The sequence below is a fragment of the Nocardia sp. NPDC051981 genome, assembly GCF_040680715.1.
GTDB lineage: Bacteria > Actinomycetota > Actinomycetes > Mycobacteriales > Mycobacteriaceae > Nocardia.
Genome location: NZ_JBFAXK010000002.1, coordinates 192,258 through 205,421, shown reverse-complemented (window position 1 = coordinate 205,421; position 13,164 = coordinate 192,258). Strand labels below are relative to the sequence as shown.

Genomic DNA, 13,164 nt, shown 5'->3' with positions numbered 1-13,164 from the left:
TACACGCGGTTGATCATGGCAGTGCCACTGCGAAGTTGGGGTAGTTGCGGGCTGCGGCGCGGGCGGGGGCGAGGAGGTCGGTGGGGGCGTTCAGGGTCCAGATCACGAGACGGGCGGCCGGCGGGTAGTTGTCGAACTGCTTCCAGATGTCGTCTTCTGTTGTGGCGGTGAGAGGTTCGCGAATGACCGGCGAGGTGTCGACGGGGTGGGTGGTGAGGTTGCCGGAAAGGCGCAGTTCGAGGAAACCACGCGGGCCCGTCTCGGACTTGCGGGCGGGATGGGGGCTGCCCGCGTAGGACGCCTGGCCGAGGTGGGTGCGCTGGTGGACGTGGCCCAGGGCCCAGTAGTCGTAGCCGTGCGCGGCCAGCGTGGCGAGAGTGGTTGGGGCGCAGGCGCGGCGGCTGTGTTGGCCGGTGAGACTGGTGTGGAGCAGGGCGATGTTGGTCGCGGCGGCGAGGGGCCTGGGGTAGCCGGCGGCAAGATCGCGGAGGTCGTCGCGGGCAGCGATGGATTGGGCGTGCAGGGCGATGCCGAGGTCGGGCCAACGGTGGGTGGCAGGGTGGTCGGCCGGGGCGAGCCAGGTCGTGGGTGGGAGCCGGAGGTGTTGCGGGAGGGCGGATTCGGCGTCGTGGTTGCCCCAGATGAGGGCGACGGGGATGCCCGCATCGTGCAGGTCGGCCAGCGCCTGTTCGGCGGTGGCGAGGGCGCGCGGGGTGGCTTCGTGCCGGTCGAAGAGGTCGCCGGCGAGGAGGACGCCGGCGTAGCGCTCGTCGAGAATCCGTTGCAGGAGAGCGGCGAACGCGGCGTAGGCGTCCTCGACCGGATCGATGGCGGGGCATCCCGGATAGTCCGGGACCGCCCGCAGGCGGGCGCCCAGGTGGATGTCGGCGACGTGTGCCAGCCGGATCATCGCGTGGACCGGTCGGTGAGGCGGCGCCGCCACCACTCCAGGACCACCAGGACGGCGGTCGAGCTGAGCACGCCGATCACCGTCATGGCCATGGCCTCGGCACGGTGGCCCTGATCGAATTGGCCGAGAATCCACGGCGACAGCAGCGGCAGCGAGGACGGCCGCACCATCGAGGACGCGACGACCTCGCGCACACCGAGCAGGAACGCCAGCAGCCAGCCCGCGACGATGCCGGGGACGAGCAGCGGAATCGTGATGCGGCGCAGGATCTGCCAGGTGTTCGCGCCCGCGGCGGCCGCGGCCTCCAGCAGGGTGTCGTCGATGGCGGCATAGGCGGTCTTCACCTGCTGCAACGCCATGGGCAGGGTGATGACCACATAGGCGAGCACCACCATCGCGCGTGTGTTGTACGGCGTGACCGGCAGCCAGGGCGCGTTCCAGAAGAAGATGAAGCCGATGACCAGCACGATGGTGGGCACGGTGTCGGGCGCGATACCGAGCAGGTCGACGCCCCGCCGGGCAGCGGATCGCGCCCGCGGCAGGGCATCCCGGCCGCGCCGGACGATCACCAAGGCGCAGGCGACGGCCAGCACGGTCGTCACGGTGGCCGCGATGAAGGCCAGCACCACGCTGTTCTGCAGCGCCTCCAGCCCGCGGCCCGGACGCAATACTCGCGCAAAGTAGTCGAAGGTGAGATTGTCCGGCGTCGGCGGCTCGGACCGCAGAATCGTCATGGCGCCCAGCAGGATCGCGATATACGGCACCACCACCGACACCAGCAGCACCAGGCCCGGCCACAGCAGCGCGGCCGCGGTCCAGCGACCGGTCCCGACGGTGGCGCGGCGCGCGGCGCGGCCGCCGAACCCGATATCGCGGCGGCTCACCCACTGCTGCAGGCCCCACACGGTCATGCCCATCGCCAGCAGCAGGCTCGACAATGCGGCGGCCCGCGGGAAATTCAGCGGGTCGATGGTGACGTTCCCGTAGATCTCCGACACCAGTACCGGGAAGCCGATCTGATTGCCGAGCGTGACCGGCGTGCCGAATTCGCCTGCGGCGCGGATGAACACGATCAACGCGCCCAGCGCATATGTGGGCGTCAGCAGCGGGGCCAGCACCAGCCGCAGCCGCTGCCCGGCGGATGCCCCTGCCACCGCGGCCATTTCATCCGCACTGGCGGGGATGGTGTCGAGCCGGTTGCGCAGCAGCAGGTACAGGAAGGTGAAGATTTCGCACGCCATGACGGCCGCCATCCCGACCGGGGTCTGCACCACCGCGCGCAACCCCGCGCCGAACGGCCCGAACCACCGCTCGGCGAGACCGTTGACGCGGGTGAAGTCCAGCCACGCCATGGCCGCTACGTACGGCGGGGTGAGGAACGGGACCATGACGGCGATGTCGATCCACCGGTGCCGCCGCAGCGGCGTCCACGACATGAGGAAGGCGAGCGGCGCGGCCATCACGGTGGCGATGACCACGACCAGCACACCCAGCAGCACCGTATTGCCGACGATCCGCAGATTCGCCGATTCGGTCAGCTGCCCGAGCGCGGACGGCCGCCCGTCGTAGCCGGTCACCGCCCGGATGAGCACCGCCACCAGCGGCGCGGCCACACCGACCAGCAGCAGCGCCAGCAGGACGTAGACCCCGCCGCCGGTGCCCGGGCGGGTGGCCACGCGACCGGGTGCGGCCTCGTCGAGGCGTGCGGTCACGCCGCGCCCAGATAGCGCTTGGTGAATTCGGCGAGCACGTCGCCGCCACTGCTCTTCACCTGGTCCCAGGTGAACGGAAGCTGCTTGACGTCCTCGTATTTGCGGGTGCCGTCGGCGACGGAGACCTCGGGCCGCGCCGGAATCATCTTGTGCGCGGCGGAGATCTGCTGACCCTGCTGGGCGAACATGAAGTCCAGGAACGCCTTCGCCGCGGCCGGGTTCTTGGCGGTCTTCAGCACGAACACCGGGCGCGGGGTGATGGTGGTGCCCGAGGACGGCGAGATCACCTGCAGCGGTTCGCCCTTGGCGATGGCGTCGTAGGCGGAGTAGTCGACGCCGCCCAGGATCACGGCGTGCGATCCGGCGGTGACATCGTCGAGGGCGGGGCCGTTCGCCCCGTGCACCACCATGCCGTTGGCGAAGAGCTTGTCGAACAGCTCCCAGGTCTTGTCCTTGCCCCAGGCCGCGACCATGGCGGCGATCAGGTCACGGGCGGTGCCGGATTCGCGCGGGTCGGGCATGATCACCTTGCCCTTGTAGTCCGGCCCGGCCAGATCCGCCCAGTCCTGCGGGCGGGCGGTGGTGGCCTTGGTATTGACCACCAGCGTCAGCGCCGAACCATCGCGCCCGACGAAGGCGTCGTCCTTGCCCGCCCAGCCGGCGCGGATCTGGTCGGATCCGGCCGGGTGGTAGGGCAGGGTGCGGCCGTCGGCGGCGTACTTCGCGGCCGGGGTCCAGGAGGCCAGGTAGGCGATATCGGCCTGCGGATTCGCCCATTCGGCATCGAGTTTCGCGGTGATCTTGCCGGTCTCACCGGCGAAGACGTTCACCTTCACGCCGGACGCCCTGGTGAAGGCGGCGACCAGGTCATCGGTGAGTTCCTGCGGGTTGGCCGAGTACAGGGTGAGTTCGCCCGACAGGCCCGCCGGGGCGGTCCAGGTGCTGGTGACCGCGGTCTTCGCGGTGTCATCGGCGGCCGAACCGCAACCGGCGAGCACGAGCGCCGACGCGAGCGTGGCCGCGGCGAAAGCGCGACGGGACATCGACATTTCGGGGATTCCTTTCGAAAAAGCCTGGTGGAGAGCGGGTTCAGGCGGCGGGAGTGACGACGTCGCCTGCTCGTACCGCGAGCCGCAACTCGGTCCCGGCCGCGTGGGCGCGCCGGTCCGGAACCGTCCAGAGCCGATCGACGCCGTCGACCGCGCAGCGCAACTGGTAGGCGCCGCCGGTGAAGACGGACGACCGGACCGTCCCCACCACGGTCACTTCGTCCGGCGCGGCGGGCGTGTCGCCGAGGACCCGCACGGCCTCGGCACGCACACCGCCACCGGTCGGCAGCGGATTGAAGGTGCCGACGAACTCGGCCACGAACAGATCAGCGGGCCGGTGATACAGCTCCTCCGGACTACCGTGCTGCAGCACGCGCCCGGCCCGCATCACCACGATGCGGTCGGACATGCTCAACGCCTCCGCCTGGTCGTGGGTGACGAAGACCGTGGTGAGACCCAATTCGGTGGTCAGCGAGCGAATCTCGGTGCGCAGCTGCTCCCGCAGCGCCGCATCCAGCGCCGACAGCGGCTCGTCCATCAGCAGCAGGCTCGGCCGCGCCACCAGCGCCCGGGCGATGGCCACCCGCTGCTGCTGACCGCCGGACAACTGATGCGGCATCTTCTCCGCCGCCGCGGCCAGCTCGACCCGGGCCAGCGCCTCGGCCACCCGCTGCCCCGCCTCGGCGCGCGCGACGCCGGTAACCCGCAGCGGGAACCCGACATTCGCCGCGACAGTCAGATGCGGCCACAACGCCAGATCCTGGAACACCATTCCCAGACGCCTGCGCCGCGGCGGCACGAAATTCCCCCGCCCGACATCGCAGACCACCTCGTCGCCGAGCCGAATCCGCCCCTGCTGCGGCCGATCCAACCCCGCCAGCAGCCGCAACAGCGTGGACTTCCCGCACCCGGACGGCCCCAGCACCGACACGAACTCCCCGGGTTCGATCACCAGATCGGTGGGCAGCAAACCGGTCCCGTCCGAATAGGTACGGCTCAGTTCCTCCAGGACGACCCGCGTCCCGAGTCCCTCCCCGGCCACAGCGAACATGGCGGCTGACAGTAGGCAGCAAATCTGACTTCTGCGGGCGCGCGGGGTGAACGCCCGATGACAACTCGTCTCAGCCCAGGCAGCGAGGCCGCGCAGCGGAAACGAAATGGGCCCCTCGGGATCGAAATCCCGAGGGGCCCAGATCGGTCCGGAGTGCTTACAGGTCGGCGATGGCCGCCAGTGGGGGTGTGCGGGCGGCTCGCACGGCGGGCCAGAGGGCGGCGAGGACGCCGACCACGCCGGAGGCGAGGAGCATGAGCACGATTTGGACCCAGGGCACGGCGATGGTGGCAATGCCCAGGTCGGCAAGGGTTTTGAGGAAGCCTACCCCGAGGGCGAGGCCGAGGATGACGCCTACCACCGCGCCGAAGATGGCGATGAGCATGGATTCGAGGTAGATGCTGCGGCGGACCTGGGCCCGCTGCATGCCCACCGCGCGGAGCATGCCGATTTCGCGGCGGCGTTCCACCACCGACAGGGCCAGCGTGTTGACGATGCCGAGGATGGCGATGACCACCGCCAGCGCCAGCAGGCCGTAGAGGATGGCCAGCAGGGTGTCGATCTGTTTGCCCTGGGCGCCCTTGAAGTCGTTGCGGTCCAGGACCTGCACGATGACGTACTGCTCGGTGGCCTTCTCCAGGTTCTTCCGCATGGCGGGGAGATCGGCGCCGGGCTGGGCGGCGACCAGGACCAGGAAGCTGGACTGGTAGCTGACCGGGACCGTCTTCTGGTACAGGGCCATGGGGGTGACCATGTTCTGCAGCAGCTGGGTGTCCTTGTAGATACCCGCGACGGTGACCTTGAACTTCTTGTAGTCCATGCTGGAGATCTCGACGCTCTCGCCGAGCTTCCAATCATGATCGGAGGCATAGGTTTCCGACACCATGATGTCGTCGTCGCCGAGCTGGTCGGTGCCCTGCTCCACGGTGTAGTTGAGCACCTTGGCCATCGGCCCCTCGGGCGCGGTGCCGATCACCTGCTTGCCGTCGACCCGCAGGGCGACACCGTGGAAGGCCACCACGTCCTTGACCTGCGGCACCTGCCCGACGGTGGCGGTGGCGGCCAGCGGGACGCCGATGATGCCGCCGGGCGGCCCGGCCAGGATGTAGTCGGCCTTCACGCCCTTGTCGACCAGGTCGCTCACACTGGCCTTGGCCGAGGAGCCGAGCATGCCGATGGCGGACACCAGCATCAGGCCCAGGGTCAGCGCGAATGCCGTCGCGGCGGTCCGGCGCGGATTGCGAATCGCGTTGTTGCGCGCCATCCTTCCGACCGGACCGAACGGCCGCACCAGCACACCCAGCCCGGTCACCACCGGTCGGGACAGCGCCGGGGAGGCGAACAACACCGCGAAAATCAGTGCGGCAGCGCCGATTCCGACCACCGTGGCCGCACTGCCGCCGGTGCCGCGCGCACCCAGCACCACCAGCACCGCGCCGGCCACCGCCAGCACCGCGCCGATAATCGTGCGCAGCCGCAACGACTCTCCGGCCGAGTTGGACTCCGAGCGCATCGCCTCCACCGGCGGCACCTTGGCCGCCCGCCGCGCCGGTGCGTACGCACTGAGCACCGTCACCACGGTGCCGACGCCGAGGGCAACGAACACGGTGCGCGGCTCCAGCGACATGGTGCCGGTGGGCAACCCCAGCTTGAAGGCATTCAGCAGCCCGGACAGGCCGAACGACAGGCCGACGCCCGCCGCCAGACCCAGTGCGCTGCCGATCAATCCGACGATCAGCGACTCCCCCACCACCGACCGCGAGATCTGCCCGCGGCTCGCGCCGACCGCGCGCAGCAGCGCCAGTTCGCGCAGCCGCTGAGCCACCAGCATGGAGAAGGTGTTGTAGATGATGAACGTGCCCACCAGCAGCGCGATGGACCCGAACGCCAGCAGGAAGTAGTTGATGAACTTCAGCGCATTGCCGAGCTGCGCCTTGAAGTCGTCACGCACCTGCTGGGCGTTCTGCGCCTTGTAATCGGGCAGCGCGGCCTTGATCCGATCGCGCAGATCATCGGCCTTCACCCCGGGCTGGGCCGCGATGTCCACGTACGCCACGTGCAGGCCGTCGGTGAACAGCTGGCGGGCCTGCGCATCCTCGAACTGCAGCGCGATGAACCCACCGGTACTGGAGGCGTCGATGTCGTAGATACCGGAGATGGTGACGTCGATATTGCCCTTGGACGGCACCAGCACCGTGGTGTGGTCGCCGACCTTCAGCCCGGCCCGCTCCGCACCGCCGCTGTTGATGGCGACCTGACCCGGCTGGGCGGGCGGCACGCCGTCGATGAACTTGTCCGGCTCCGCCACCGACTTGCCCGGCGGCAGATACGACTGCCCGAAACTCGGTGCGCCACCGGTCTGTACGGCGTGCCCGTCCTTCAGCAGCACCACCGGGCCGTTGACGCTGGGCGCGACGGTCTTGACGCCGTCCAGGTGGGAGAGCTTGTCCACCACGTCGTTCGGCACACCGAGCGACTGCTGCTCCTTGGGCTGCACCCGCACGTCCACGCCCTTGGCCTGGGCGGCGAAGATGCCGTCGAAGGTGCTCTGCAACGTGTCGGTGAAGATGAAAGACCCTGAGATGAAGGCGGTTCCGAGCACCACTGACAGCACGGTCAGCACCAGGCGCACCTTGTGCGCGGCAAGATTGCGCAAGGCGACCTTGCGCATCGGGGAGGCAGCCATCAGAGCGTCTCCAGCGACTTCATCTTGTCGAGCACGGAATCGGCGGTAGGCTCCCGCAATTCATCCACGATCCGGCCGTCGGCGAGGAAGACGACCCGGTCGGCGTAGGAGGCCGCGTGTGGTTCGTGGGTCACGATCACCACCGTCTGCCCGAACTCGTTGACCGCCGCGCGCAGGATGTTGAGCACCTCCCCGGAGGAGCGCGAGTCCAGATTGCCGGTCGGCTCGTCACCGAAGATGATGTCCGGCTTGCCCGCCAGCGCGCGAGCACAGGCCACGCGCTGCTGCTGACCGCCCGACAGCTCGGCGGGCCGGTGGGTGAGCCGGTCGCCCAGGCCCAGCCGCTTGATCACCGTCGCCAGCCACTCCTCGTCGGTCTTGCGGTTCGCGATGTCCAGCGGCAGCGTGATGTTCTCCAGCGCGGTCAGCGTGGGGACCAGGTTGAACGCCTGGAAGACGAAGCCGATGCGGTCGCGGCGCAGCGTGGTCATCTGCTTGTCCGAGAGTTTGGTCAGGTCGGTGTCACCGATGTGGACCGCGCCCGCGGTGGCGGCATCGAGACCGGCCAGGCAGTGCATGAGGGTCGACTTGCCCGAGCCCGAGGGCCCCATGATGGCGGTGAACTCGCCCTTCGCGAACTCGGCCGTCACCCCGTCCAGCGCACGAACCTGTGTGTCGCCCGATCCATAGATCTTCACAAGATCGGTCGCTCGGGCGGCGACCGCGGCCGTGCTCTGCTCGAGCGTGGCGGATTCCGAGACGTTCGAAGTCATGATGTCCAGTGTGTCTAGGTTCTGGGATGGACGCCATCCGGGGTGTCCCGGATGGCGATGTCCTCACAGACTCCACATGAACACCCGCGTCGAACAGCCCTCAATTGATGGGGGCGGACCGCCACCAATCCAGCAGCTGGTCGTCGGTGGCGAGGAAACCGGTGCTGTACATCAGGAAAGCGTGCTTGCCGTCCTGGGAGTGGAACTCCGTCACCAGGCGCGGACGCAGCAGGGCGCTGTCGCTGAGCTGGTAGTTCGTGTACAGGTTGCCGCGCACCTTGACGTCGGACCGGGAGAACCCCGACAGCGTGTTCAGGGCGTCCTCTGCATCGGCGGCCGACCGGTACATGACGAAGCGGTAGCTCGGGTGGCCGACACCGCCCGCACAGTTCCAGGCCACCGCCCAGTTGCCCAGGTCGGGATCGCCGGACCCGGTATCGGGCGGGGGCGCGGAATGCGGGTAGGTCGAGCAGGCCGCGCCCTGGTAGCCGGTGCCGGAGTTCGAGTCGGCGTTCGGGTCGGACTGCGGCAGCATCTGCGGGAAGCGCTGGCTGAGCACCTGCGCGTCGGTACCGGAATGCTCCGGGATACCGGCGGCGGGATCGGTGGTCTCGGTCGGCGTCGGCTCGTCGTCGGTGGTCGGTGTGGGCGCCTCGGAGGTGGTCGCCGGGGCGTGCGAGGTCCCACTCCGGTCCAGCGCGGCCAGACACCCGCCGACCGCCACCAGCGGCAGCACTACGACGGCCGCCGCACCCAGCAGGCAGCCCCGCAGCTTCGAACGCTTCTTCCGCGGCGGCGCTTGACGCGGCGGGGTGGGGGCGGGCGCCGGCGCCTGGGCGGTGTAGCGCATGGTCGCGGGCGGCTGCTGCCCGGGAACGGAATTCGCGTCGACACCGTACGGGGTCGTCGGCGCGGGACCGAATTGCCCTGGCGCCGCCGGTGATCCGCCGGACTGCGCAATGAACGGCGAGTGCGCCACCACCGTGGCCCCGGCCGGATTCTCCAGCGCCTGCTGGGCCGCCGTGGCGAACTCCCCGCACGAATCGAACCGTCCCTCAGGGTGTTTGGCGAGCGCACGGGCCAGCACGGCGTCCAGCGCCTGCGGCAGTCCGGCCCGCAGCGCGCTGACCGGCGGCGGCGCCTGATTGAGGTGACCGTGGATGATGCCCACCGGATGCTCGGCGGCGAAGGGCACATCCCCGGTCAGCAACCGGAACAGCGTGCAGGCCAGCGAATACTGATCAGAGCGCGGATCCAGCGGCTGACCCGAGAGCTGCTCCGGGGAGGCGTAGGTCAGCGTCGCGGTGAACGATCCGGTCTGGGTCAGCTTGGTGGCGTCGTCGCGCAGGCGGGCAATGCCGAAGTCCGCCAGGAACACTCGCTCCTCGCCGTCCAGCCGTTCGAGCAGGATGTTGGCGGGCTTCACATCCCGGTGCAGCACGCCGCGGCGATGCGCGAAATCCAGGGCTCGCGCGGTCTCGGCGATGATCCGGATCGCCTGGCGCGGCGGCAGATTCGCGGCCTCCAGCTGGGACGCGTCGGGACCGTCGATGTAGCGCATGGCGATCCACGGCTGCGCGTCGTCGATGCCCCGGTCGTAGACCGGCACGATATTGGGGTGATCCAGCCGCGCGACGAGATCGCCCTCCCGCTCGAACCGCCGCCGGATCTCGATATCGCCGAACACGTCCCGGCTCAGCAGCTTCAGCGCGATCAACCGCGGAAGACGGGGGTGCCGGGCCAGATACACCGACCCCATGCCGCCGCGGCCGAGTTCGCGTTCGATCTCGTAACCCGCGAACACTTCCCCAGCGCGCAGCACAACTTCCCTTTCTGTATCTATTTGCCTCCGCTTCGCCCCGGCGGGTTCGCGGCCCTGAGGGTCTCGTTCTTCCCTCCTCCGCTCCTCCGCTTCGCTCCTCGTCTCGCTCCAAGGCGCCGGCCTATGGAGCCGCAGTCCAGAACGAGACGGGCCGCGAACCAGATACTGCGCCGACCCTAGCCTGATCAGCTTCGGGATTCGAATATGCGAGGTCAGCGAGCGGTCAGTTGATGGGGGCGTTCTTCCACCATTTCAGGACTGGATCCAGGCTGCCGGTGAGGCCGTCGGTGTACATGAGGTACTGGGCGCGGTTGTTGTCACCGGTGAAGGCGGTCACCAGGCGCGGATGGCTGTCGTCGGTGAGCTGGTAGTTGGTGTAGGTCTTGCCGCCGTTCGCGTCCTGCGACTTGGTGTCCGGGGTCAGACCGCTCAGGACGGTCTGCACGGTGGCGGCCGAATCGTAGGCGAAGATGCGGTAGAAGGGGTCGCTGTTGTTGCTGCCGCCGTAGCAGCGCCACTGCACCTTCCAGTCGCCGAAGTCCGGGGTGCCGTCGGTGGCGTCGGAGGAGACCGGCGAGTCGGCCACCCAGCAGGTCGCGCCGTTGTAGCCCTTGCCGCCGGTCTTGACCGCGGGCAGCAGCTTCGGGAACTGCTTGGCCGCGACCGACCAGTCGATCTGCTGGGCGCCCCCGGGCGCGGCGCCCGGGGAGGTGTTCACGACGCTGCCCGGCGCGCCACCGGCCTTGGTGCCGCCGGCCTTGCTGCCCGCCGCCGCGATCACCGCGACCACCACGATGAGCAGCACCACCACCGCCAGCACAATGCCGATGATGAGGCCGGTATTCGACTTCGCCGGCGCGGCCGGTCGATGCGCCCCCACCGGCGCGACCGGCGGACGCTGCGGCTGACCCGCGCTCGGATAGGTGTAGGACGGCGGCTGGGTGTACTGATTCGTCCCGCGCCCGGTGTAGTTACCGGCGACCGGCTTCGGCGGGGCCGGATTGACCTGTGTCGGAGCCGGATACGGCACCGCCGGAGACGGCGGCGCGGTCTGCGGACGCGAGCCCGCGGTCGGCATGGGCGCACCGGTGATCGGCACACCGGTCGAGTACGCGCCTCCGGTCACCGGATTGCCGGTCGGCATGGCACCACCCGTATACATGGGCATCCCGGTCGGCATGGCGCCCCCGGTCGGGGACGGCGCCACCGGGTTCGGCCCGCCGGTGTACGGCATGACCGGCATCGGCGGCGACGTGCGTTGCACCAGCGGAATGGCCGGCGCGCTCGGATTGGCCAGGGCCCGGCGCGCGGCGGCCGCGAAGTCACTGCAGCTGGGGAAGCGATCCTCGGGCCGCTTGGCCATGGCCTTGGCGATCACCATGTCCAGGCTCGGCGGCAGCCCGGCACGCGCACTGCCCAGCGGCGGCGGCGGATTCTGCAGATGCCCCTGGATGACGGCCGCCGGATTGGTCGCCGAGAACGGGCCGGACCCGGTGAACAGCCAGAACAGCGTGCAGGCCAGCGAGTACTGGTCGGAGCGGCCGTCCAGCGCGGAGCCGGTCAGCTGCTCGGGCGAGGCGTAGGCCAGGGTCGCGGTGAACGTCCCGGTCTGGGTCAGGTGACCGCTGTCGTCGCGCAGCCGCGCAATGCCGAAGTCGGTCAGGTACACCCGCTCGCCCTTACCGCCGGTGGAGCGGGCCAGCAGGATATTGGCGGGTTTCACATCCCGGTGCAGCACCTCGTTGCGGTGCGCGTAATCCAGGGCGTCGGCCATCTCGGCGACGATCTGCACGGCCCGCTCGGGCGGCAGCGTCTGCGGATTCACGCTGGCGGCGTCGATGCCGTCGATGTACTGCATGGAGATCCACAGCTGGCCGTCCTCGAGCCCGCGGTCGTAGACGGTGACAATATTGTGGTGGTCCAATTGCGCGACCAGGTCGGCCTCGCGCTCGAAGCGGGCGCGGACCTCCTTGTCGAAGACCATCTCCCGATTCAGCAGCTTGAGCGCCGTCATTCGCGGCAGCCGCGGATGCTTGGCCAGGTACACCGAACCCATGCCACCGCGGCCGAGCTGCCGTTCGATGACATACCCAGCAAAAACGTCACCGTTGGACAGCATGACGATCTCCCACTTCCCATTCCACGTGCCGGGACCCACCAGCGCGCGAGGTACCACAGACGATCGGCGTGATCGTTCGGGCCGATCCGAAAACACCGAAACTGTAGCCGATTCGCGGCCTACCGAACTATCTACGCGCAGTCCGCTAACGCAACACTCAACGTTCGCTTATCGCCGCTGATGACCCCGCCTGCGCTGTCGGGGGTCGGGGATACGCTGGCCGCATGCGCATTGGAGCTCACGTCCGAATGGACAGCGACCCGATCGGCTTCGGCGAGAAGCTCGGGGCCGACGTCATCCAGATGTTCGTGGTGGATCCGCAGAGCTGGGACAAGCCCCAACCCCACCCGCGGGCCGAGGAGATCAAGGCCAGCGATATCGACCTGGTGGTGCACTCCTCCTATCAGATCAATGTGGCCAGCCTGAACAACCGGCTGCGCATGCCCTCGCGCAACGCGGTGGCGCAGCAGGCCAGGGCCGCCGCCGAGCTGGGCGCCTTCGGGCTGGTCGTGCACGGCGGCCACGTGCGCTCCGACGAGGAGATGGCCGAGGGATTCGTCAACTGGCGCAAGCTGTTCGAGCGGCAGCAGGACAAGGGCGGATTCGCGGTGCCCATTCTCATCGAGAACACGGCTGGCGGAAACCACGCCATGGCACGGTATTTCGACGATATCGGGCGGCTGTGGGACGCGGTCGGCGACTTCGGGGCAGGATTCTGCCTCGACACCTGCCACGCCTGGGCGGGCGGTGAGGAACTGGTCGGGATCGTGGAGCGGATCAAGGGGATCACCGGGCGCATCGACCTGGTGCACCTGAACTCCTCGCGGGACGCCTTCGATTCGGGCGCGGACCGGCACGCCAACTTCGCCGACGGGACCATCGACCCGCAGTTGCTGGCCGAGGTGTGCCGCACGGCCGGAGCGCCGGTGATCCTGGAGACCCCCGCCGACGGTGTCGCCGACGACCTGGCCTATCTGCGCGAACACCTCGGGTAGTGCTGCGCGAACAGCTCGGATAGCGACGGGCGTTCGCTCACGAGCCT

The 13,164-nt window shown here is 69.1% G+C and carries 9 protein-coding genes; 1 reads left to right on the top strand and 8 read right to left on the bottom strand.

Features of this window, described 5'->3' with window-relative positions:
- Positions 1 to 13: 13 nt before the first annotated feature.
- The 8 genes from AB0L60_RS04875 to AB0L60_RS04840 all read right to left on the bottom strand — a co-directional run bounded on the left by AB0L60_RS04875 (position 14) and on the right by AB0L60_RS04840 (position 12,122).
- Positions 14 to 910 (bottom strand): DNA repair exonuclease, encoded by an 897-nt coding sequence (locus AB0L60_RS04875; RefSeq protein WP_364607361.1) that lies wholly within the window; start codon positions 908 to 910, stop codon positions 14 to 16.
- Complete coding sequence (locus tag AB0L60_RS04870) at positions 907 to 2,622, bottom strand: ABC transporter permease subunit (RefSeq protein WP_364607358.1); 1,716 nt, start codon at positions 2,620 to 2,622, stop codon at positions 907 to 909. Before AB0L60_RS04870 ends, AB0L60_RS04875 begins: the two co-directional genes overlap by 4 nt.
- Positions 2,619 to 3,671 carry an extracellular solute-binding protein gene (locus AB0L60_RS04865; protein WP_364607355.1) on the bottom strand — a complete coding sequence of 351 codons (1,053 nt, stop codon included), beginning with the start codon at positions 3,669 to 3,671 and terminating at the stop codon, positions 2,619 to 2,621. The genes AB0L60_RS04870 and AB0L60_RS04865 overlap by 4 nt, the downstream gene beginning before the upstream one ends.
- Before the next feature lie 40 nt (positions 3,672 to 3,711).
- The gene (locus AB0L60_RS04860; protein WP_364607352.1) at positions 3,712 to 4,722 is read right to left on the bottom strand and encodes an ABC transporter ATP-binding protein; all 1,011 of its coding nucleotides are present in this window, start codon (positions 4,720 to 4,722) and stop codon (positions 3,712 to 3,714) included.
- A gap of 157 nt (positions 4,723 to 4,879) precedes the next feature.
- Positions 4,880 to 7,408, bottom strand: a complete 2,529-nt coding sequence (locus tag AB0L60_RS04855; protein WP_364607349.1) for an FtsX-like permease family protein — start codon at positions 7,406 to 7,408, stop codon at positions 4,880 to 4,882.
- Complete coding sequence (locus tag AB0L60_RS04850) at positions 7,408 to 8,181, bottom strand: ABC transporter ATP-binding protein (RefSeq protein WP_364607346.1); 774 nt, start codon at positions 8,179 to 8,181, stop codon at positions 7,408 to 7,410. The genes AB0L60_RS04855 and AB0L60_RS04850 overlap by 1 nt, the downstream gene beginning before the upstream one ends.
- 100 nt (positions 8,182 to 8,281) lie before the next feature.
- Entirely contained in the window at positions 8,282 to 10,003 is a 1,722-nt protein-coding gene (locus tag AB0L60_RS04845) for a serine/threonine-protein kinase (RefSeq protein ID WP_364607343.1), read from the bottom strand.
- Between the two features lie 223 nt (positions 10,004 to 10,226).
- Positions 10,227 to 12,122, bottom strand: a complete 1,896-nt coding sequence (locus tag AB0L60_RS04840; protein WP_364607340.1) for a protein kinase — start codon at positions 12,120 to 12,122, stop codon at positions 10,227 to 10,229.
- Positions 12,123 to 12,346: 224 nt separating this feature from the next.
- Between AB0L60_RS04840 and AB0L60_RS04835 the strand changes: the two genes are divergently transcribed.
- Entirely contained in the window at positions 12,347 to 13,117 is a 771-nt protein-coding gene (locus AB0L60_RS04835) for a deoxyribonuclease IV (RefSeq protein ID WP_364607337.1), read from the top strand.
- Positions 13,118 to 13,164: the final 47 nt, after the last annotated feature.